Genomic DNA, 20,652 nt, shown 5'->3' on the forward strand with positions numbered 1-20,652 from the left:
TCACCAGGCCCGACCGGCGGACTTTACTTTTTTGTCTCGGGCAGCGCCGCTTTGCTCAAGGTCGTGCTGCGCTTCGGTACGGCGCGCCGGCGCCCCATAAATCGCACAAGCAAGTTCCGTCTTCTCTTGCGCTGGACAAGATCGATATCGCTGACAAGCTTTGCGCCGCCCTCGCGTCGCTCCAATGTGATCTTTCGGCTATGAAAGGCTTCCAGCTCGGCGCGATGCGCCACGCTCATGATGGTGACCTTCGGCAATTCGTGAACGATCATCTCCATCATCTTGTCCTGGCTTTTTTCATCGAGTGCTGACGTTGCTTCATCCAGCACGATGATATCGGGGCTGTGCAGCAGAAGACGCGCGAAGGCGAGCCGCTGCTTTTCGCCACCCGACAAGGTCTGGTCCCATGGCGCGTCGTCCTCGATCTTGTCGTTCAGATAATCGAGTCCGACTTTGTCGAGGGCACCCTTGATCTTGTCCAGCGCCCAGCGATCGGCGGCGCCTGGATAGGCGACTGCGCGGCGAAGCGTCCCGATGGGGACATAGGGCCGTTGCGGCAACATGAACAGCCGTCTGTCGGCGTGGATGTTGACGCTGCCGCCACCCCACGGCCACAGACCTGCGACGGCCCGCACCAGCGTACTCTTGCCTGAGCCGGATTCGCCGGCGACGAGCACCCGCTCGCCTAATCCGATTACGACCTTGGTTTCCTTGACCACGGCGGTGCCGTCGTCGAGCGACACGGACAGATTGTTCAGGCTGAGCATCGCATCGCCTGCAGTTTCGTCGCGCTTTATGCGTCCCAGAGTGTTGCTCTGTTCCGCGCGCTCGAGCCCGTCGAGCGACGTCATCAGCGAGGCGATGCGCCGTGCACAGGCGTTCCAATTGGCGAGACGGGGGTAATTGTCGACCAGCCATCCGAACGCGCCCTGCACGATGGCAAAGGCAGAGGCAGCCTGCATTACCTGTCCAAGTGTCATGCTGCCTTCGAGAAACTTTGGAGCGCAAAGCAAAACCGGCACGACAGGCGCAAACAGACTCGCCCCCTGCGATACCAGCGCTGTGCGCATGTGCTGACCTGTAAGGAGCGCCCATTGCCTGAGCACATGGGCGAACGTCTTGTCGATGCCGCTACGCTCCTCCTCCTCGCCGCCGAGCAATGCGATACTCTCGCCGTTTTCCCGCACGCGCGTCAGCGTGTAGCGGAATTCGGCCTCCGCCTGATTTTTTTCCTCGGAGAGGTGGACGAAATGGCGGCCAATGATCGCCATCGAGGTGGATGTGATCGCGGCATACAATACCGCGGTGATGACGAGAAAGCCGGGAATGGTCACCGTCGAACCTGCGATCGTCAGGGTCAGGGCCCCGCCGATCGTCCAGAGCACCACGATGAAGGTCGAGGCCGACAGAAACGCGTTGATGACACCGGCGATGAAGTCGACCGGGGATTCGGTGGCAATCCGCAAATCCTCCGTGATGCGGGCTTCGGGGTTCTGGTGGTCGCCGCCGACGAGATTCAACTGAAAGTAGCGCCCGCTTGCAAGCCAACGCGCGATGACCGCGGTGGTGAGCCAGGAACGCCAGCGGCGCTGAATCGTCATGCGAAGGAAGACCTGTGCAACGACAAGGCTTCCGCTTCCGAGCACGAGCGGCACAAAAACGGCGCTCAGGACATAGACGGTGCGAGCATTGCGTTGCTCAAGGGCGTCGAAAATTGCGCGATTCCAGACATTGATCCCATACTGGAAGCCGACATTGATGACGATCAGGACCAATAACCCGATCGTGTACGGCCAAGCGAGCCTATCGCCTCCGCGGCCCCAGTAACCGCGCGCGCTGATCCAGAAACGCCTCAGCAAATATCTCTTGCGCTCCTGCTCGGCCTCCTCAGGGGTCAGCTCCGGATCGGGTTCGACCAGGTCCAGCGGCGGTGGGGCCGCGCCGACGATCTCAGACGCGACTTCGACAGTCGATTGCTTCTCCTGGCGCGACTTCTCGGCATCGCGTGATTTGGAGACCGATTTCGGCTTGAATTTAGCCCGGACATACCGGCGATAACGGCTTAGAAATCAGAAGGTTTCATGAGGTCCGCTCAAGCCGCTTGATCTCTACGTCGGCGCGGATGTGGTCGGCGTCGTTCTTGGCGTCTTCCTTGATCTGCTGCCACTTCGTGATGCTGTCGATAGTCCTGTCGACTGGACTGACGAGCTTCGGGAGTTAGGTAATCTCAGATCGCTCACCGAACCCTCGCGCTGGGGAGCATTGGAGCGACCACCTGTGGGTCGTAAGTCAGGACCGCCGCCACGAGGCCGACGATCATCCGGGGACGCGCCAGGGCGATCGTCACTGTCCTTGAAGATTGCGAAACGCAAAAACCGCGCTCCATCGGGAACGCGGCTTTGCCAGATACGCATGGCGCTTCGCTACCAGGACACTTGCGAAACTTACGGGCTCCGGTACGCGAGACCTGATCCGGAGCGCCGGGCGGATGCGATATGCCGCCTCGCATTCCGTTTTACAGGCACATCGTTACCGGGGGGTTATCGAGAGTTTAAGCAAATCTAAATTTGCGATGTTTCTCTTTGCCGGGAAATCGAAAAGCCCAGTCGAGTTCAAGGCTTAAAGCGCGGCGCGTCTGATGGGACTCATGCGACGCGCTTTAAGTTCTTGTTTTTATCCATGTCGTTGTCCCAAAATCGCTGCGCACCCTCGGGTCAAGCCCTGGGTCGCGCCCAAGGGCATGCTTTTGAGCGACATGCATTAGGCCGGTGTACCGCGCAGGAAATTTATGATGCCGGAAAAATCGGCGCCGGCATGGCCCTGGGCATTGAACAACGCATAAAGCTGGGCGGCCTCGGCGCCCAGCGGCGTCACCGCACCGGCGCTTTGCGCGGCTTCCTGCGACAGTTTCAGGTCCTTCAGCATCAGTGCTGCGGCAAACCCCGGCCTGTAGCCATTGTTGGCCGGCGATGTCGGCACCGGTCCGGGCACCGGGCAGTAGGTGGTCAGTGACCAGCATTGGCCGGAGGATGTCGAGGCGACGTCGAACAGCGCCTGATGCGACAGGGCGAGCTTTTCGGCCAGAACGAAGGCTTCGGCGACACCGATCATCGAAATGCCTAATATCATGTTGTTGCAGATCTTTGCCGCCTGTCCGGCGCCGTCGTCGCCGCAATGGACGATACGGCCGGCCATCGGCTTGAGGATTGGCTCGGCTTTGGCGAAGGCTTCCTTCGAGCCTCCGGCCATGAAGGTCAACGTGCCGGCTGCGGCGCCGCCGGTGCCGCCGGAAACCGGCGCGTCGATCGACAGCAGCTTATGTTTGGCGGCAATGGCGTGGGCTTTTCGTGCCGATTCGACGTCGATCGTCGAGGAATCGATGAACAGCGCGCCTTTTTTCGCCTTGGGCGCGATGTCCTCGTGGACCGACAGGACATGTTTGCCGGCCGGCAGCATGGTGATGACCACATCGGCCTCCTTCACCGTGGCAACGGCATTGGCCATGACGACGACGCCATGGTCCCTGGCGATGACGAGATTTTCCGGCATCAGGTCGAAGCCGTGCACTGCATATCCCGCCTTGACGAGATTGGCGGCCATCGGGTTGCCCATGTTGCCGAGGCCGATGAAGGCGATGGTGGTCATAATGGCACTCCGTGGTTAGGTTAGGGAGTAGGGCAGTAGGGCAGTAGGGCAGTAGGGCAGTAGGGCAGTAGGGCAGTAGGGCAGTAGGGCAGTAGGGCAGCCTATTCGGCGCCAGTTGCTGATAAGTTGGCGAAGCATTTTTCCGATGCCTAGGTAGCATCTGATAAGCTTGATCATGCGCCAGATATATCCCCTGCTGCCATACAGTAAGGTCCTTGTAAGAATTGATCCTGCCGGTCATTTCTACTGCCCTACTGCCCTACTGCCGCCCAAGCAGCGCACGTGCGATGATGACGCGCATGATCTCGTTGGTGCCTTCGAGGATCTGGTGGACGCGCAGGTCGCGGACCAGCTTCTCGATGCCGTAGTCGTGCAGATAACCGTAGCCGCCATGCAGTTGCAGCGCATCGTTGGCGACGTTGAAGCCGATGTCGGTGACGAAGCGCTTGGCCATCGCCGACCATTTCGAGGCATCCGCGGCCTTGCGATCGAGCTTCGAGGCGGCGGTGTAGAGAAAGATTCGTGCTGCCTGCAGCTCCGTCTCCATGTCGGCGAGCTTGAACTGCAGCGCCTGGAACTGGTTGATCTTCGACCCGAAGGCCTTGCGCTCGGCGGTGTAGGACAGTGCCTTGTCGAGCGCCGATTGCGCCCCGCCCAGCGAACAGGCGGCGATGTTGAGCCGGCCGCCGTCGAGCCCGGCCATGGCGATGCCGAAGCCGGCGCCTTCGGCCGAGAGCAGGTTTTGCGCCGGCACCTTGCAGTCCTCGAAGACGACCTGGCGGGTTGACTGCATGTGCCAGCCCATCTTGTGCTCGTTGGCGCCGAAGGACAGGCCGGGCGCATCCTTCGGCACGACGAAGGTGGAAATGCCCTTCGGCCCGTCGGCGCCGGTGCGCGCCATGACGATGTAGAGGTCGCTGTCGCCGGCGCCCGAGATGAACTGCTTGACGCCGTTCAGCACATAGTCGCCGCCGCTCTTCACCGCGCGCGTCTTCAGCGCCGCCGCATCCGATCCCGAACCCGGCTCGGTCAGGCAATAACTGGCCAGCCATTCCATCGAGGTCAGCTTCGGCAGGAAGCGCTGGCGCTGCTCGTCGCTGCCGAAGCGGTCGATCATCGAAGCCACCATGTTGTGGATTGAGATGAAGGATGAAAAGGCCGGATCGGCGCGCGAAAGCGCCTCGAAGATCAGCACCGCGTCGAGCCGGCCGAGCGCTGAGCCGCCGACATCGTCGCTGACATAGATGCCGCCGAGGCCGAGTGGCCCCGTCTCGCGGATCACGTCGGCCGGAAAATGCTTGTTGCGGTCCCAGTCGAGCGCGTTCGGCGCCACACGATCGGCAGCGAAGGCCTCGGCCATCTCCTGGATGGCGCGCTGGTCCTCGTTGAGTTCGAACTGGCTGGTGCCCGCATCGACAGCGGCGTCCATAGCGTGCTCCCTGATGTCTTCGGCCTGCTGGCCTGTCGTTTTTGGCTTTGCGCGCCGTCCAATCTAGACCAATGATGCCGCCGCGCAAGCCGACCATCTCCATCCAACCATCCGGGGAGCGGCGGTGCGCGAATGCGTGTGCGGAGCAGGGCGTGACGACATATTTCGATGAACTGCTCGAACGTTTCCATGCCTGTCTCGAAACGTTTGATGATGCGTTGGTGCGCGATGCCGTGGCCCGGATCGGCTGGGCCATGCCGGCGCGTCCGCTTGAGCCGCATCCGCTTGCTTGCCTGCGCCAGCTCGACCGTATCGTCGAGCTTGCTCCGGCAGGCGCCAGGTCGCTGGTCCAGTTGCTTGCGGAGCGTCGCGATCTGTGCTGGGGGCAGACCTACAGCGAGGCGGATTTCGGCAAGACATTCATCGACAACTATGGCTGGCTGGAAGTCTTCGGCACGCGTGGCCATTTCGTCAACGACAAGGTCGCGGCCGGTCTGCTGATCCTCGGACCTGATATCGTCTATCCCGATCATCACCACGTCGCCGAGGAGATCTACATTCCGTTGACCGGCGGCACCGAATGGCGCATGGGCGAAGGCGAATTTCGCAGGCGCGAGGCGGGTGAGGTGATCCACCATGCCTCTGATATCAGTCACGCCATGCGTACCGGCAAGGAGCCGCTGCTGGCGCTCTACATCTGGCGCGGCGGGCCGCTGGCGGCGAAATCCACGATCACCGGCAGCGTTTCACAGGGCAGGAATTAATGGCCAGAGCAATCATGCTGCAGGGCACGGGCTCCGATGTTGGCAAGACGGTGCTGGTGGCGGGCCTGTGCCGCGCGGCGAGGAACCGTGGGCTGAAGGTACAGCCGTTCAAGCCGCAGAACATGTCGAACAACGCCGCCGTCGCCGACATTCCGGGCGACAACTCCGGCGGCGAGATTGGTCGCGCTCAATGGCTGCAGGCGATCGCCTGTGGCGTTGTGCCCTCCGTCCACATGAACCCGGTGCTGCTCAAGCCGCAGACCGATGTCGGCGCGCAAGTTGTGGTGCAGGGCAAGGTGTTCGGCGAGGCGCGGGCGCGTGACTACCAGGCGCTGAAGGGCCGGCTGATGGATGCCGTGCTGGACTCCTGGGCCAAGGTCGGCAAGGGCGCCGACCTCGTCATCGTCGAAGGCGCCGGCTCGCCGGCCGAGATCAATCTCAGGAGCCGCGACATTGCCAATATGGGCTTTGCCACGCGCGCCAATGTGCCAGTGATCCTCGTCGGCGACATCGATCGTGGCGGCGTCATCGCCTCGGTCGCCGGCACGCATCTGATCCTGCCGGAAGAGGACCGGCGCATGATCGTCGGCTATCTCATCAACAAGTTCCGCGGCGATGTCTCGCTGTTCGATGACGGCATCGAGGCGATCGAGACATTCACCGGCTGGCGCTGTTTTGGCGTTGTGCCGTGGCTGAAGGCGGCGGCGCGGTTGCCATCTGAAGATTCGGTGGTGCTCGAACGCCTGGCTTCCGGCGAGAAGCGCGCGCTGAAGGTCGCCGTGCCGGTGCTTTCACGTATCGCCAATTTCGACGATCTCGACCCGCTCAGGACCGAGCCTCAAGTCGAGGTGGTGTTCGTTCCGCCTGGCCAGCACTTGCCAGAGGATGCCGGGCTGGTGGTCATTCCCGGCTCGAAGTCGACGATCGGCGATCTCCTGAGATTTCGCGAGAATGGCTGGGACCGCGACCTGCTTGCCCACCGCAAGCGCGGCGGCCACGTCGTCGGCATTTGCGGCGGCTTCCAGATGCTCGGCCGTGTCGTGCGCGATCCCGACGGCATCGAGGGCAGCGTTACCGAGACGGAAGGGCTCGGCCTGCTCGACGTTGAAACGGTGATGGAGCCGGAAAAGACGGTGCGCAATGTCAGCGCGCGCTCGCTGCAGTTCGACCTGCAGCTCGAAGGCTATGAGATTCATCTCGGCCGCACCACCGGTCCGGACACGCTGCGACCATCCGCCGTCATCAACGGCGCCGCTGACGGCGCCATCTCGGCCGACGGCAAGGTGTCGGGCACCTATCTGCACGGGCTGTTTTCTGCTGACGCTTTTCGGGCGAAATTCCTGGAAAACCTTGGCGTCAAAGCCGGCGGCATCGACTATCGCGCCGAGGTCGAACGGGCACTGGACGAGGTCGCAGCCGAGCTGGAGACTCACCTCGACTGCGACGCGATTTTTGGTTTGGCGCGTTAGCTGGCGGGCTCATCGGCCTTCGGCCAGTAGGTGCCGAACGACCAGACATTGCCTTCGGGATCGCGGCAGATGAACTCGCGGCTGCCATAGTCGCGGTCGGTGAGCTCTTCCAGTATTTCGGCGCCGGCCTTTTTGGCTCTAGCATAAGCGGCATCGGCATCGTCGACGGCAACATAGATCGACCTGCCGCCACCCGGGCCCGGTGCACCGATCATCTGGCCAAACTTGTCGTCGCGTGCAGTGCCCAGCATGATCATCGAGGAGCCGAAAGTCAGTTCGGCGTGATGAACAATGTCGCCTTCGCCGTAGCGGGCATGAACGGCAAAGCCGAAGGCTTCACCCAGCCAGTCGATCATTTTCGCGGCATTGCGGTAGCGCAAGGTGGGATAGAGCCTGGGCGGTTCGACTGACATGGTCATGGCGATCTCCTTCAATTGGATTGTCGATAACCCAGTCTGGGCGAAAGCTGTTCGCACGTCTTGAAGAAATGTTACCCGTGCGCCCACTGGGCGTGGCAAGGGCAGTTTCAGAACCTATGGCCGGGCGGCAAGCGTCGTCGGCGTTTTGCCGGCAAGGTCGCGGAATTCGCGCACCAGATGCGCCTGGTCGGCATAGCCGCAATCGGCGGCGATATCAGCCCAATCGGATTTGTCCTGCCTTGACAGGCCGAGCGCCCGGTTGAAGCGGACGATGCGCGACAGCGTCTTGGGGCCGACGCCGATCGCATTGGAGAATTTTCCCAAGAGATGCTTGCGGCTCCAGCCCAGCCTGTCGGCGAGCGACGAGACGCGAATGCGGCCGCCCGAGACTATGATCCGGTCATAGGCCCAGGCGATTTCGGCCTGCGTTTCCCGGGCCTCAGTCAGCCGTGCGGCGACGAACGCCTCGACGATGGCAAAGCGTGCGGTCCAGTCGCTCGCATCACCAAGTCTTTCGCGCAGAGCGATCCCTTCGGGGCCAAGCACATCGTCGAGGCCGACCATGCGGTCGGTCAGTTCGCTCATCGGAAGGCCGAAGAAGCGTCGGGCGCCGAGCGGCGTGAAATTGACCTGGACGCAGCAGGCGCCGCCGAAGGATTCGATCACCACCGGACCGGCATAGAGGCCGGCGGCGAAACTGGCGAAGCGGTCATTGTCGCCCGGCTCCCTGCCGAGCCCGATGGCGAAGGGTTCGGCGAAGCTGATGACCAGCGGCACGGTCAGCGATGCATATTCGACGTTGCGGAAGCGGCCCGGTGCCGTTTCGCAATAGAAGCATAGATCGGTGACGGAGCCGCGGAGCCGAGGGCCGGGCGCACGCCGCACCATCTCGACCCGGCCGAGGCCGGGAATTTCATGGCGGCTTCCGTCTTCGCTCTCGGCGGGCATGAGCTTTCCTTCCGCCCAAGGAGTCTAACAGACCAGTCCTCAGAATCAAAAGCGCCCGGCTTGTGACCGGGCGCTCCGAGTTGCCTGAGGTCTGAGTGCTTAAGCGCCGCGAACCAGGCAGCCGCCAGCAAGCACGATATAAGCGATGAGGACGATCCACACCGCGGCCAGGGGAATAAATGCAAGAACGCCGAGAGCGGCGAGCAGGCCGATGAGGGCGATAACAAGGGATATGATAAAAATAAGCTGCGTAGGCGCACTGAGATTCATGTGTGGCTCCTCCAACATGATTCGTACAACCGCATAGTATCAGTCGCGTCGTCACACACCAATCAGCGTGCGCAGCGGGTTCGCCGGATCGGCCAGCAGCTTGCTGGCCAGCGCCAGGCAGACGATCACCAGCAGCGGTTTGATCAGTTTTGCGCCATTGCGGATGGCGAGGCTGGCGCCGACGCGGGCGCCGAGGAACTGGGCGACACCCATCATCAGGCCGATCTTCCAGTAGACGACCCCGGCAGCAGCGAAGATGATGAAGCCGCCAATGTTGGAGGCGAAGTTGAGCAGCTTGGTATGCGCCGTCGCCTTGAGCACGCCGTAGCCGGCCAGGGTGACGAAGGCCAGCATGTAGAAGGAACCGGCCCCCGGCCCGAACAGGCCGTCATAGAAGCCGACAATCGGCACCAGGATCAGCCCAAACAGGAACGGCGACAGGCGCCGGGCGCGGTCGACGTCGCCCATGTTTGGCTTGAGGGCGAAGAAAAGCGCGATGGCGATCAGCAGGATCGGCAGAAGAGCCCGCAACAGGTCGCCCGGCACGAATGTCGCCAGCAAGGCGCCGAAAGCACTGCCGGCAAGCGCCAACAGGGCCGAAGGCAATTGCCGGCGCAAATCGACATGGCCCTTGGCGGCGTAGTGGATGGTCGCCGAGCCTGAGCCGAACATGCCCTGCAGCTTGTTGGTCCCAGCGCCTCGACCGGCGAGAAGCCCGCCAGCAGCAGTGCTGGAATGGTGATCAAGCCGCCGCCGCCGGCAATCGAATCGACGAAGCCGGCAGCGAAGGCGGCGACGCCGAGGATGACGACGGTCTGGGTGGCGAGATCGAACATCGGATGGTTGCGGGAAGGGCTTCTGGCCAGCGGGAAGATGTGGTGCGTTCGAACCACAGCCGACCCGTTTGCGCAAGGCCGATTCCGCGCTACCTATGCCAAGCGCGCCGCGACGCGCTTGGCTCTTTTGTTTTATGCATGTCGTTATCTCAAAACCGCTGCGCACTTTTGAGCGACATGCATTTCACGAATCGGAAAGGGACGCTGATGTCATTCGCTTTGCTGGACCAGATACGCTCGATCTTCGAAGGCGACCCCGGCGTGCGCAAGGTCGCGGACGATCCTGTACTGTCGGCGGAACTGCTCATGCTGTTTCGCATGATCCTGGCCGATGGGTCGGTCAGCGAAAGCGAAATGACCGCCTTCAGGCGTATCTGCCGGGACGCCTTCGGCATTCCCGAAACCAGCATCGACAGCGTCATCGAATATCTCAACGAATTCGGCTACGAGACCAACAGCTCGCAAGCCATCGCTCAGTTCCGCGACCTCGACATCGAACGGCGCAAGCTGCTCGCCCGCCACATGGCCGAGATCGCCAAGGCCGATTCGCAACTTGCCGGGAGCGAGATGCAGCTCTTGCGGCGCACGCTCGACCTGCTCGAAATCAGCCCTGCCGATGTGGTGAAGCCGCAAGGCTGAGGCATCGTGTGATAACGATTTGATGGGCCATGGAAGCGTCGCCGCCCCTTGGAGGCGAGTCGGGTCGTAACCGATTACGAGAGCAGCGCCGCTTAGGCGAGCCCGAATGCTAGGACCAGGAAGCCCATCGCCCCGAACCCGGCATGGATAACGATCCCGGCCCATGTACTGCGACGCCGCTGGACAACGTAGGGCAGGAGCAACGTGATCGGCACGAGCGTCAACAGGACTTGCCAAGGGAAGGCAGCGTGGAACAGTAACCACATTATCCCGTTGACCAGCCAAGCCCACCCCCCGAAGGCAACCTCTTGCCGCGGCAGTGCGACACCCCGCCAGACAAACTCTTCCCCAACGATGTTCAGTACAAAAAACGGCAGCCACGCGCCGAGAATCCAGTACCGCCCAGGACCTAGCTGCTCGAAAGCCATGAACGAGGGATGAAGAGTCTTCCCGTCTTGCAGCATCCGGAGCGCGGCGCCGATGCCGCCGGTCAGCACGCTGACAGCCGCCAACCCTCCAATAGCCCAGAGCCAGTCGCCGCCATTCATAGTGCGAAGCCACAGCCGCGCGCCCAACGACACCAGCCTTCCTTGACGCCGCTCTCGATGCAATAGCAGGGCAGCCGTGAGAAGCAGGGGGCCAAAAAGAATGATGCCTGCGGCCAAGAACCACATCACCACAGTCTCAGCCCCGCTAGCGGAGACGAACGTTGGGACGGCTATCCGCGTTACCAGGAACAGCAGCAGAGCACCCGCCCCGAACAGCGCAGCAGAGCCGCCCAGGCCCAGTGTAGGAGGCTCAGGCCCTTCGCGCGTTTCAGAACTGTTGGCTGTCAATAGCCATTCTCCCGCCCGTGCGCCCGACGAATTAGCCGTGCCACGAAGCCGCTCACCCCTGTTCCTGCAGCCGTTTCGCGATCGCCCGATGCAAATCGGGAGCGGCTGCGACCAGCGCCTTGGCGGCTTCGGACTGCGGATGGTCGAGAACCTCGCTCGTCCTGCCGCGCTCGACGATCTTGCCGTCATGCATGACCATCACCTGATCGGTGATGGCGCGGGCAACGGTCAGATCGTGGGTGATAAATAGATAGGCAACGCCGAGCTTTTGGTTCAGCTCGGCGAACAGGTCGAGAATTTGGGCGCGGATCGAGACATCCAACGCCGAGACCGGCTCGTCGGCGACGACCAGCTTGGGGCGGGTGATGATGGCGCGGGCGATCGACAGGCGCTGGCGCTGGCCACCCGAAAACTCGTGCGGATATTTGTCCATGTCGCGTGGACTAAGGCCGACCTCGTGCAAGGCCTTTGCCACCATCTCGCGCCGTTCCGCATCCGTCGGCTTCTTCTCGAGGACATGCAGTGGCTCGGCGACCAGTTTTTCGACCTTCTGGCGCGGATCGAAGGAGCCGTAGGGGTCCTGGAACACCACCTGCATGTCGCGCCGCGCCGGCTTGAGCTCAGCCTCGCTCTTGCCGGTGATGACCTGACCGCGAAACCGGATCGTTCCCGATGTCGGCCCGTCCAGCGCCAGGACCATGCGGGCAAGCGTGGACTTGCCGCAACCGGAACGCCCGACCAGCGCCACAGACTGCCCGGGATCAATCGAGAACGAGACATCGTCGACGGCGCGGATCGGGGCCGCGCGCTTCAGCAGCGATTTGCGCCGTCCCGGATAGTCCCGCGTCACGCTGTCCACCTGAAGAAAAGGTTTGGCAGCCTGGAGCTGGGGGTTGTCTTGGCCGACCTCGTGCGTCCTGGCACGCGCCGGCACATGCATCGAGGCCTGCGCCAGCTGCCGGGTGTAGGCATGGAGCTGCTCGGACAAAGTGCGCGCCGTGTCGCCGGCCTCCATCACTTCGCCGTGGCGCAGGATGGTGATGCGATCCGCCATCTCGGTCACCACCGCGAGATCGTGCGAGATCAAGAGCAAGCCCATGCGGTTCTCTGCGACCAGGTCGCGCAACAGGTCGAGGATCTGCGCCTGCAGCACGACGTCGAGCGCCGTCGTCGGCTCGTCGGCGATCAGCAGCTTGGGTTTCAGCGCGCAGGCAATGGCGATGACGACGCGCTGGCGCTGACCGCCGGAAAGCTCGTGTGGATAGCGCGACAGCGGGAACTGTGCCGCCGGCAGGCCGACCCGGTCGAGCATTTTTCGCGCGCGGTCCTCGGCGTCGGCGCGGCTCGCCTTGGTGTGCCAGCGGATGCCTTCGGCGACCTGCTCGCCAATGGTCTTGACCGGATTGAGTGCCGTCATCGGCTCCTGGAAAACCATGCCGATATCGTCGCCGCGCAGCGCGCACATCTGGTCTTCGCTGGCCGCAAGGATGTCGATGCCGTCGAAGACGACGCGCCCGGTGGCGCGCGCCGCCCAGGGCAGAAGCCGCATCACCGTCAGCGCCGTTATCGACTTGCCCGAGCCGGATTCACCGACCAGCCCCATCACCTCGCCGGGCGCGACGGAGAGCTCGATATCCCTCAGGATCGGCGTGTCGCCGATGCTCAGCGACAATCTCTGGATTTCGAGCAGGCTCATCGCTGCCGCCGCGATTTTGGGTCGAGGATGTCGGCAATCCCATCGCCGAGCAGGTTCAGGCCAAGCACGGTGACGACGATCGCCATGCCTGGAAAGATCGCCATCCACGGCGCCGCCACCATGCGGGTCTGCGCGTCGAACAGCATCCGCCCCCAACTCGGCATTGGCGGCTGTGTGCCGAGCCCGACGTAGGAAAGCCCGGCTTCGGCCAGGATGCCGAGCGCGAACTGAATGGTGCCTTGCACCAGGAGCAATGTGACGATGTTGGGCAGCACATGCTCCAGCGTGATTAGCGTTTTGCCTTTGCCGGCGGCGCGCGCGGCAAGGATGAATTCGCGCGGCCAGATCGCCAGCGCACCGGCCCGGGCGACGCGGGCGAAGACCGGGATGTTGAAAATGCCGATGGCGATGATGGCGTTGAGTGCGCCCGGCCCGAAGATGGCGGTGATCATGATCGCCGAAAGCAGGGCAGGGAAGGCGAAGACGAGATCGTTCAGCCGCATCACCGCTTCGTCGACGATGCCGCCGCGCGCCGCGGCGAAGGCGCCGAGCGGCACGCCTACGCCCATGCCTATGCCGACAGCGACCAGCGCCACGGCGATCGAATTGCGGGCGCCGACCATGATCATGGAAAGAATGTCGCGACCGAAATGGTCGGTGCCGAACCAGTGTGCCGGCGAGGGTGCCTGGGTCTTGTCGGCGATGATCAGCCTGGTGACGTCAAAAGGCGTCCAGAAGAACGAGACGATAGCGACCGCTGCCACCACTATGGTGATGACGAAGCCGGCGAGGAACGAGCGGTTGGTGAAGGCCTTGACGAGGATGTCGGCAAAATTTTCCTCTGGGATGTCGAAGCGCAGCGTCATTGGCGGCTTCTCAGACGCGGATCGACGACCGCATAGGAGAGATCGACAAGCAGGTTGACCGCGATGACGGCGGCAACCAGCAGCGTGACGACGCTTTCGACGACGATCAGGTCGCGCTGGGTGATCGCCTGGAACACCAGCCGGCCAAGGCCGGGCAGGTAAAAGACGTTCTCGATGATGATGGTGCCGGCGAGCAGGAAGGCGAACTGCAGGCCGAGAATGGTCAGCACCGGGATCATCGCGTTGCGCAGCGCGTGCCGCCACAGCACCGCGCGAAAGGGCAGGCCCTTGGCGCGGGCGGTGCGGATGTAGTCCTCGTTCAGCACTTCGATCAGCGCCGAGCGGGTGACGCGGGCGAGGATCGCCGCTTGCGGCAGAGCGAGCGCGATCGCCGGCAGGATCAGCGATTTCAGCGCCGGCCAGACGCCGGCGCTCCAGCCCGGAAAGCCGCCTGATGGCACCAGCCGCAGCCAGACGGCGAAGAGGTAGATCAGCATCAGCGCAAACCAGAAGTTCGGCACGGCGACACCAAGCTGGGCGGCGCCCATCGCAATCGTGTCGCCGGCCCGCCCGTGCCGGCCGGCTGAGAACAGTCCGATCGGAATGGCAATGATGGTGGACAGCGCCAGCGCGATCAGCGCCAGCGGCAGCGAGACGACGACGCGCTCGCGGACCAGGTCGATGACCGGCACCGAATAGGTGTAGGAGCGGCCGAAATCGAGGCTCAGCAAGCCGCCGGCCCAGCGCAGATAGCGCAGCGCAAGGGGCGCGTTGAGCCCCATCTGGTTGCGCAGCAACTCGACCTGGTCGGCGCTGGCGTTCAGGCCAAGCATCAGCCGCGCCGGGTCACCGGGAATGACCTCCAGCACGGCAAAGACAACCATCGAGGCCAGAACCAGCGTGATGAGCGCGATGACGAGACGTCTGAGAAGATAGGCGGTCATGGGGGAGGACCGCTGCGCCCCCTCACTCCGTCCACTTCACCTTGGTCAGGTCGTTGGCCTGGATCGGGGCGTTTTCCCAAAAACCCTCGAGCTTGGCGTCCCAGACGCCGGCTTTCGGCAATTCGTAGAGGAAGCCGACCACGGCATCGTCGGCCAGTATCTTCTGCGCCTCGCCGAGCAGCGTCATGCGCTTGGCCTCATCAGAGGTGAGGCTCAGATCGGCGATGATCTTGTCGAAGGTCGGGTTGTCATAGTTGAAGTAATAATCCTTGCGCGAATAGATATCGATGTCGTTGGGCTCGGTGTGGGAGACGATGGTCAGGTCGTAGTCCTTCTTGGTGAAGACCTGATCCAGCCACTGCGCCCATTCCACGGGCACGATCTGCAGATCGATGCCGACATCGCGAAGCTGCGACGCTATGATCTCGCCGCCAAGCCGCGCATAGGGAGGCGGCGGCAGTTTCAGCGTCGCCTTGAAGCCGTTCTCCAGGCCGGCTTCCTTCAAGAGTTCCTTGGCTTTCTCGACATTGTGCGGATAGAGGCCGGTGAGGTCGACATAGGCCTTGTTGGCGGGCGACATGTGCGAGCCGATCGGCACACCCAGACCGGCCGAGGCGCCGTCGATGATCGCCTTGCGGTCGAGCGCAAACGAAATCGCCTGCCTGACCTGCAGCTTGTCGAAAGGCGGCTTCTTGTTGTTGATCGAGAGAATGGTTTCGCCCTCGGTCGCGCCGATCACCACCTTGAAGCGTGGGTCGTCCTTGATCTGGGCGACACTGTCGGGATCGGGGAAGAAGGGAAAGGCCTGGATGTCGCCGGAAAGCAAAGCCGGCACAGCGGCAGCGGCATCGGGAACAATGCGGAACTCTGCCTTGTCGAGGGACACCGGGGCGCCCCAGTAAGTGTCGGACTTGATCAGCGTGATCGACGAGCCCTTGGCCCAGTTTTGGAACCTGAACGGGCCGGTGCCGACAGGCTTTTCCTTGTTGGTGTCGGCTGTCTCCGGCGCAACGATGACCGCGTCGCCCCAGCCCATATTGTAGAGGAACGAACTTTGCGGGTTCTTCAGCGTGATCTTGACCGTCGCCGGATCGACCACATCGACCGTATCGATGGCGGCGAACAGGCCCTTTTGTGCGTTGACGGAGTTGTCGGCACGGGCGCGGTCGAGCGAGAATTTCACGTCGTCGGCATTGAAGTCGGTGCCGTCATGGAATTTGACGCCGGTATGCAGCTTGAATGTGTAGACCTTGCCGTCGTCGGAAATCATCCAGCTTTCGGCCAGATCCGGCAGCACCTCGCCGTTCGGACCGATGCGGGTCAGCCCCTCGAACATATTGGCGTAAAGCACTTCGTCGATCGCGGCCGCAGCACCTGCGGTCGGATCGAGATGCGGAGGTTCGAGCGTAATGCCGATGACCAGATCGGTCCGCGCGGCAAATGCCGATGTTCCGGCAGACAGCACCAGGGCCGCGGCGGTGAGAATGGTTTTCCACAATTTCATCGTGCAACTCCCGATATGCTCAAAAACATGCTCAAAACCCGGTGGATAGAAGCGTGATTTCACCAACGAGTAAATTGCGTTTCGTGTTTTCCGGCAGCGCCGGCAGGAATGTTTTTCCGCCCATCACCGACTACCGAGCGCCCGCGCCCCTAAGCAGCACGTTGAGCCCGATCGCCATCACCTTGGCCGATTCGACCATGTCTGATATCCCCACCCATTCGTCGGGCCTGTGGGCGAGGTCGAGAATGCCCGGGCCATAGGCGATGCAGTCGTAGATGTGACCGATGCGGGCAATGTGCTTCTGGTCGTAGGTGCCGGGCGAAATCACATAGTCGGGCTCGTGGTCGAATATCGCCATGATGCCTTGCGCCACCGCCTTGACCACCGGCGCATCGCGCTCGGTCATCAGCGGCAGCACCTCCATGAGATCGCGGATCTCGTAGTCGAATTTCTTGCGCTCGCGCTTCAGCCGGTCGAGGATATCGGTCACCTCGCTTTTGACCGTGCCGAGGTCCTCTTCGAGCAGGAAGCGGCGGTCGATGGTCAGCCGGCAGGAATCGGGGACGTTGGGCGAGGGCAGGCCAGGCCGGAAATCCTCGGTCTGGCCGCCGTGGATCGAGTTGATGTTCATGGTCGAGCGCTTGGCCCCGTCGGGCACGACCGGCATGCGCGTGACCTTGCGGTCGAGCGCCGGAAACAGATCGTCCTCGAAGGCCTTTAGCACGGCACCCATATGGCGCACCGCGTTGTCGCCGAGGAACGGCATCGAGCCGTGCGCAATCTCCCCCTTGGTCTCGATCTCCGCCCACCAGACGCCGCGATGGCCAAGGCAGATGCGGTCCTTGTTCAACGGCTCGGGGATGATGACGTGGTCGACCTTCGGCTTGGAGAAATAGCCGAGCTTTGCCAGATGGGCGACGCCGCCGAAGCCGCCGGACTCCTCGTCGACCGTGCCCGATATTTCGATGGCGCCCGGAAAATCGGGGAAGACCTCCATGAAGGCCTCGGCGGCGATGATCGACGAGGCCAGGCCGCCCTTCATGTCGCAGGCGCCGCGGCCATAGACCTTGCCATCCCTGACAATGCCGGCGAAGGGATCGAGGCTCCAGCCGTCGCCGGCTTCGACCACGTCGATATGCGAGTTGAAATGCAAGCAGGCGCCGGGCGAGCGGCCATCGAAGCGGGCGACGACATTGACGCGCGGGTAGCGGTCGGTGTCACCGGGCGTGCCTTCGGCGCGGATGAATTCGACTTCGAAACCGCGCTTCTTCAGCCGCGCTCCGACGTATTCGGCGCATGGCCGATAGGCTTCGCCGGGCGGATTGATGGTCGGAAAGCGAATCAGGTCCGCGGTCAACGCGACCAGGTCGTCGACCCGATCACCGACCGCTTTCAGGAGCCGTTCATTCATTTCGCTCATTCGGCGAATTGAGCAGCCAATGATGCGCTTTGGCAAGCCTGTTGGCGGGTCGCGCCCTAGTTATGTGGTTACGTGTCGTCACGGCAACTATCGCGGGAAATCGTTCAAATTCGCTGCTTTGGATTGGTGAATTCGTCAGAGGTGTGTGGTTACCTCATTCACCTGCGATTAAAAAGATGAAGAATTGCGTGAAGGCAAGCAGGCAAGGGCAGTCAAAGGGGTTTGATCGCATGAAAACCGTTTTCATGGCAGCGGCACTGGCAACGACGCTGCTCGGTTCATCGGTCGAGGGCTGGGCAGCCAAGCTGGTTGCAAGGATCGACGTGTCATCGCAGACGATGACTGTAAGATACGGTCAGGCGGTTTACCGATGGCGCGTATCCACGGCGCGCAAAGGCTATATCACGCCGCGCGGCACCTACCGGCCGCAACGAACGGCACGGATGTGGTATTCGCGCAAATACGACATGTCGCCGATGCCTCATTCGGTATTCTACCGCGGCGGCTACGCCATCCATGGCACCGGCGCGGTAAAATCTCTCGGGCGCCCGGCGTCGCATGGCTGCGTGCGGCTGCACCCGGCCAATGCCGCCGCCTTCTATTCGATGGTGCGGCAAGCCGGCTTCCGCAACACGCGGATCGTGGTGACCAACTAGAGCGCGGAAAACACGCCGATCGCCCCGACCAGAACTAGGCTTAGCGCCCAGATCACATCTAGATCAAACCAGCTTTTCGAAAGAAACCTTAATCCCAGCCACCGATAGACGCCGAAGGCCAAAGCGCCGCCCGCAGTGATCATCGCGCCGGTGTGGACCGCTGCCACGCCGATCGAGAGCGCTGCAGTTCGTGCAATGAGGGCGGTCGCGGCACGGTGCCCAGCATCCGTTTCAACGACGCCGCACAGGCCGAGGTAGATCGGCACCAGCATCAGGCCGGCGCCATGCGCGACGGCGACCAGAAAGGACCAGAGCGCCAGTCGCGACGGCGGCACGCGCGCCAGAAATCTAGGATGCCGCCGGTTGAAGAGCAGCCAGACTCCGAGCGCGACGACAATTAGACCTGCGCCAACGCGGATCTCGGTTTGCCAATCAACCAGCACGGTCATCAGCGCGAAGGGCAAGAGGACCACCGTCATGGCGACAAGATGCCCGAACGCCAGCGCCAGGAGTGCGCCCGGCAGCGCATAGGCTCGCCGTTCCATCAGGGCGGCCGAAACAGCAAGCGGCCAGCCCATACCCGGGTTTACGCCATGGTAAATCCCGCTGGCGACCACAGCAAACCAGAGGCCGGCTGTGGTCGAAAGGAGTTCGGGCGACACCTAGACCGATGGGTAGCAGAAACTGTCGGTAGAGCAGTCGCCGCCTTCAAGTCGGATCTGGTGCGTTCGATAGCCTTTGGGGAACTCGACGAAGAAGTTGGTGTCGAGCGTCAGGCCACCATTGGCGCCAACATCGGCCTTCACCATAGCCCCGCCGCGCTCGCCGGGATAGAACTGATCGTCCCAGGTCGAATAGAGCGAATTGGTCCAATAGACACGCTTGCCGTCGCGGCTAATCTCGACCATCTGTGGCCCATAGCCGAAGACCTTGCCACAGGGGTGCTTGGTCTTCTTGACGATCCCACCCAGTTCGACCTTGCCCGCCAGAACCGGCTTCATCGGGTCGCTGACATCGTATTGATGCATTTCACCCGTACCCCAACAAGCCACGTAGAGATATTTGTCGTCGAGGCTGAGGTCGATGTCGGTGACCAGCGGGGGCACCGCCGAGAAACCCTTCAGAAGATCCGGCAGATCGTCGGCATTGGCCGGTTGAGGCGGGATGATCGCCGTCTTCTTGGCCTGGAACTTGCCATCTGCGTCGCGCCACCAAGTCCAGATCGAGCCTTCGAGATTGGTGGTATCGACCACAACGCCGCAGAAGCCGTATTGCTGGACTGGATCATGCGCCGGGCGGATTTCGAGCGCCATTTGGTGATTGGCGCCCAGATCGATCGTCTGAATGTTCTTACGCGCACGCAGATCCCAGAAATGCATGCGGTGGCCGTACTTGTTGGACAGTAGATCCTCCGGGACGATGCCGTTTTCGAACTGCGGCGGCAGGGCCCATTCGGAACTGACCATGTAGTCGCGCGGCAGGTTCCACCAGAAATCGTAGTGCTTGTCCTGGGCGCCACGATCTATCTCATAGCGGCCAATGACATCGAAGGTCTGGCAATCCATGATGAAAATGCCCGGAGGACCGTCGGTACCGTCCTTGCCGCCGCCGCCCAGGGTCGAGACATAGATGCCCTCGGGGCCGCAGTGGATCGTATGCGGGCGGGAATAGCCCGTCTTGGCAAAGACTTCTGCGGGTTCGATGATCTTGTGAATCTTGGCGGCTGTCGGCCCGCCCTTCACATCAATTATGTAGATGCGCGACGAACGCATGCCCGGAATGATCAGATAACGACGCTCCAGAAAAGCGTGGCCAGTCAGTGGTGATAGCGCCGAAGAACACGCATTCCAGCCGAAGTGATGAAACTCATCGCCCTTGTTCGGCATGATCACAGTGTGGACGATCTTGCCGAAATCCGGCGAATTTGGATCGACATTCACCACAGCCAGGCCGTCGGGTTGCGAGAAGTCCGGGCTAAGCATCATCGTGTAGGCCAGAGTTTCCGGCGGCCCTTCCATAGCCAGCTTCGGTGACGCATAGAATGTGGGGTCTGGTCGCAGATTCATCGCGGTATCCTCCCTACGCGTTTGTGAAACTTTATTCTTGGTGCTCTCTGTGTCGCTCCCTTTTGAAATGCGGCCCAGGTAGGGACCATAATACACCAAGTCTCCTCGTCTGTCTGACACCGCGTCGCGCTAGCACTATTTACGTGGGCAGACTTTGGGCAGAATATACGGGGTGGGAGGAAGCATTCGGAATCCTGAATAAATGCGCCCGAACGGCTTCCGACCGTTGGTTGCAAGGGAGGAAA

The 20,652-nt window shown here is 62.2% G+C and carries 18 protein-coding genes and 2 pseudogenes; 5 read left to right on the plus strand and 15 right to left on the minus strand.

Annotated features, from left to right (window positions below; genetic code table 11):
- Window positions 1–23: 23 nt before the first annotated feature.
- From BQ8482_RS27610 to BQ8482_RS27625, 3 genes and pseudogenes are all read right to left on the minus strand, one after another.
- Window positions 24–2,039 (minus strand): annotated as a pseudogene (locus BQ8482_RS27610) (ABC transporter ATP-binding protein/permease); the annotation flags it as partial.
- A gap of 721 nt (window positions 2,040–2,760) precedes the next feature.
- The gene (gene mmsB / locus BQ8482_RS27620; protein WP_123150498.1) at window positions 2,761–3,645 is read right to left on the minus strand and encodes a 3-hydroxyisobutyrate dehydrogenase; all 885 of its coding nucleotides are present in this window, start codon (window positions 3,643–3,645) and stop codon (window positions 2,761–2,763) included.
- Between the two features lie 259 nt (window positions 3,646–3,904).
- Window positions 3,905–5,074, minus strand: coding sequence for an isobutyryl-CoA dehydrogenase (locus BQ8482_RS27625; RefSeq protein WP_123150499.1), 1,170 nt, complete (start codon window positions 5,072–5,074; stop codon window positions 3,905–3,907).
- 152 nt (window positions 5,075–5,226) lie between these two features.
- Between BQ8482_RS27625 and BQ8482_RS27630 the strand changes: the two genes are divergently transcribed.
- Both BQ8482_RS27630 and BQ8482_RS27635 read left to right on the plus strand, forming a co-directional pair.
- Window positions 5,227–5,838: a dimethylsulfonioproprionate lyase family protein gene (locus tag BQ8482_RS27630; protein WP_123150744.1), complete on the plus strand. Its 612-nt coding sequence runs from the start codon at window positions 5,227–5,229 to the stop codon at window positions 5,836–5,838.
- Window positions 5,838–7,307 carry a cobyric acid synthase gene (locus tag BQ8482_RS27635; protein ID WP_123150500.1) on the plus strand — a complete coding sequence of 490 codons (1,470 nt, stop codon included), beginning with the start codon at window positions 5,838–5,840 and terminating at the stop codon, window positions 7,305–7,307. The genes BQ8482_RS27630 and BQ8482_RS27635 overlap by 1 nt, the downstream gene beginning before the upstream one ends.
- Here the strand turns inward: BQ8482_RS27635 and BQ8482_RS27640 are convergent.
- The 4 genes and pseudogenes from BQ8482_RS27640 to BQ8482_RS27655 form a co-directional block, all read right to left on the minus strand.
- Window positions 7,304–7,726 carry a VOC family protein gene (locus BQ8482_RS27640; RefSeq protein ID WP_123150745.1) on the minus strand — a complete coding sequence of 141 codons (423 nt, stop codon included), beginning with the start codon at window positions 7,724–7,726 and terminating at the stop codon, window positions 7,304–7,306. The genes BQ8482_RS27635 and BQ8482_RS27640 overlap by 4 nt on opposite strands.
- 114 nt (window positions 7,727–7,840) lie before the next feature.
- Complete coding sequence (locus BQ8482_RS27645; RefSeq protein WP_123150501.1) at window positions 7,841–8,674, minus strand: helix-turn-helix domain-containing protein; 834 nt, start codon at window positions 8,672–8,674, stop codon at window positions 7,841–7,843.
- Window positions 8,675–8,773: 99 nt separating this feature from the next.
- Complete coding sequence (locus BQ8482_RS27650; protein WP_084646958.1) at window positions 8,774–8,944, minus strand: hypothetical protein; 171 nt, start codon at window positions 8,942–8,944, stop codon at window positions 8,774–8,776.
- Window positions 8,945–8,995: 51 nt separating this feature from the next.
- Window positions 8,996–9,780: pseudogene (locus tag BQ8482_RS27655) on the minus strand (TSUP family transporter).
- Here BQ8482_RS27655 and BQ8482_RS38360 point away from each other — a divergent pair.
- Both BQ8482_RS38360 and BQ8482_RS27660 read left to right on the plus strand, forming a co-directional pair.
- Window positions 9,680–9,952: a hypothetical protein gene (locus tag BQ8482_RS38360; protein WP_165848740.1), complete on the plus strand. Its 273-nt coding sequence runs from the start codon at window positions 9,680–9,682 to the stop codon at window positions 9,950–9,952. The pseudogene BQ8482_RS27655 and the gene BQ8482_RS38360 overlap by 101 nt on opposite strands.
- A 35-nt stretch (window positions 9,953–9,987) precedes the next feature.
- Window positions 9,988–10,419 carry a tellurite resistance TerB family protein gene (locus tag BQ8482_RS27660; protein ID WP_123150746.1) on the plus strand — a complete coding sequence of 144 codons (432 nt, stop codon included), beginning with the start codon at window positions 9,988–9,990 and terminating at the stop codon, window positions 10,417–10,419.
- A gap of 92 nt (window positions 10,420–10,511) precedes the next feature.
- On the opposite strand, the gene BQ8482_RS27665 is transcribed toward BQ8482_RS27660, so the two are convergent.
- The 6 genes from BQ8482_RS27665 to BQ8482_RS27690 all read right to left on the minus strand — a co-directional run bounded on the left by BQ8482_RS27665 (window position 10,512) and on the right by BQ8482_RS27690 (window position 17,676).
- Window positions 10,512–11,255, minus strand: a complete 744-nt coding sequence (locus BQ8482_RS27665; RefSeq protein WP_123150502.1) for a CPBP family intramembrane glutamic endopeptidase — start codon at window positions 11,253–11,255, stop codon at window positions 10,512–10,514.
- Between the two features lie 52 nt (window positions 11,256–11,307).
- Window positions 11,308–12,951 (minus strand): ABC transporter ATP-binding protein, encoded by a 1,644-nt coding sequence (locus tag BQ8482_RS27670; RefSeq protein ID WP_123150503.1) that lies wholly within the window; start codon window positions 12,949–12,951, stop codon window positions 11,308–11,310.
- A complete protein-coding gene (locus tag BQ8482_RS27675; RefSeq protein WP_123150504.1) occupies window positions 12,948–13,817 on the minus strand; it encodes an ABC transporter permease in 870 nt (289 codons plus the stop codon). The genes BQ8482_RS27670 and BQ8482_RS27675 overlap by 4 nt, the downstream gene beginning before the upstream one ends.
- Window positions 13,814–14,761 (minus strand): ABC transporter permease, encoded by a 948-nt coding sequence (locus BQ8482_RS27680; protein WP_123150505.1) that lies wholly within the window; start codon window positions 14,759–14,761, stop codon window positions 13,814–13,816. The genes BQ8482_RS27675 and BQ8482_RS27680 overlap by 4 nt, the downstream gene beginning before the upstream one ends.
- Window positions 14,762–14,783: 22 nt before the next feature.
- Window positions 14,784–16,265: an ABC transporter substrate-binding protein gene (locus BQ8482_RS27685; RefSeq protein WP_123150506.1), complete on the minus strand. Its 1,482-nt coding sequence runs from the start codon at window positions 16,263–16,265 to the stop codon at window positions 14,784–14,786.
- Between the two features lie 130 nt (window positions 16,266–16,395).
- Entirely contained in the window at window positions 16,396–17,676 is a 1,281-nt protein-coding gene (locus BQ8482_RS27690) for an acetylornithine deacetylase/succinyl-diaminopimelate desuccinylase family protein (RefSeq protein ID WP_123150747.1), read from the minus strand.
- A gap of 239 nt (window positions 17,677–17,915) precedes the next feature.
- Here BQ8482_RS27690 and BQ8482_RS27695 point away from each other — a divergent pair, with 239 nt between their 5' ends.
- Complete coding sequence (locus BQ8482_RS27695; protein WP_123150507.1) at window positions 17,916–18,341, plus strand: L,D-transpeptidase; 426 nt, start codon at window positions 17,916–17,918, stop codon at window positions 18,339–18,341.
- On the opposite strand, the gene BQ8482_RS27700 is transcribed toward BQ8482_RS27695, so the two are convergent.
- Both BQ8482_RS27700 and BQ8482_RS27705 read right to left on the minus strand, forming a co-directional pair.
- Window positions 18,338–19,003, minus strand: coding sequence for a hypothetical protein (locus BQ8482_RS27700; RefSeq protein ID WP_123150508.1), 666 nt, complete (start codon window positions 19,001–19,003; stop codon window positions 18,338–18,340). The two genes, BQ8482_RS27695 and BQ8482_RS27700, sit on opposite strands and share 4 nt — an antisense overlap.
- Window positions 19,004–20,407 (minus strand): selenium-binding protein SBP56-related protein, encoded by a 1,404-nt coding sequence (locus BQ8482_RS27705; protein WP_123150509.1) that lies wholly within the window; start codon window positions 20,405–20,407, stop codon window positions 19,004–19,006.
- Window positions 20,408–20,652 lie beyond the last annotated feature (245 nt).

The organism is Mesorhizobium delmotii, assembly GCF_900149755.1.
GTDB lineage: Bacteria > Pseudomonadota > Alphaproteobacteria > Rhizobiales > Rhizobiaceae > Mesorhizobium > Mesorhizobium delmotii.

Bases quoted from the DNA above. Each gene is read 5' to 3' on its own strand.
- BQ8482_RS27625 (WP_123150499.1), bottom strand. From the start codon at position 5,074: ATGGACGCCGCTGTCGATGCGGGCACCAGCCAGTTCGAACTCAACGAG.
- BQ8482_RS27685 (WP_123150506.1), bottom strand. From the start codon at position 16,265: ATGAAATTGTGGAAAACCATTCTCACCGCCGCGGCCCTGGTGCTGTCT.
- mmsB (WP_123150498.1), bottom strand. From the start codon at position 3,645: ATGACCACCATCGCCTTCATCGGCCTCGGCAACATGGGCAACCCGATG.
- BQ8482_RS27640 (WP_123150745.1), bottom strand. From the start codon at position 7,726: ATGACCATGTCAGTCGAACCGCCCAGGCTCTATCCCACCTTGCGCTAC.
- BQ8482_RS27645 (WP_123150501.1), bottom strand. From the start codon at position 8,674: ATGCCCGCCGAGAGCGAAGACGGAAGCCGCCATGAAATTCCCGGCCTC.
- BQ8482_RS27670 (WP_123150503.1), bottom strand. From the start codon at position 12,951: ATGAGCCTGCTCGAAATCCAGAGATTGTCGCTGAGCATCGGCGACACG.
- BQ8482_RS27690 (WP_123150747.1), bottom strand. From the start codon at position 17,676: ATGAATGAACGGCTCCTGAAAGCGGTCGGTGATCGGGTCGACGACCTG.
- BQ8482_RS27675 (WP_123150504.1), bottom strand. From the start codon at position 13,817: ATGACGCTGCGCTTCGACATCCCAGAGGAAAATTTTGCCGACATCCTC.
- BQ8482_RS27650 (WP_084646958.1), bottom strand. From the start codon at position 8,944: ATGAATCTCAGTGCGCCTACGCAGCTTATTTTTATCATATCCCTTGTT.
- BQ8482_RS27695 (WP_123150507.1), top strand. From the start codon at position 17,916: ATGAAAACCGTTTTCATGGCAGCGGCACTGGCAACGACGCTGCTCGGT.
- BQ8482_RS38360 (WP_165848740.1), top strand. From the start codon at position 9,680: ATGGTGATCAAGCCGCCGCCGCCGGCAATCGAATCGACGAAGCCGGCA.
- BQ8482_RS27660 (WP_123150746.1), top strand. From the start codon at position 9,988: ATGTCATTCGCTTTGCTGGACCAGATACGCTCGATCTTCGAAGGCGAC.
- BQ8482_RS27705 (WP_123150509.1), bottom strand. From the start codon at position 20,407: ATGAATCTGCGACCAGACCCCACATTCTATGCGTCACCGAAGCTGGCT.
- BQ8482_RS27680 (WP_123150505.1), bottom strand. From the start codon at position 14,761: ATGACCGCCTATCTTCTCAGACGTCTCGTCATCGCGCTCATCACGCTG.
- BQ8482_RS27635 (WP_123150500.1), top strand. From the start codon at position 5,838: ATGGCCAGAGCAATCATGCTGCAGGGCACGGGCTCCGATGTTGGCAAG.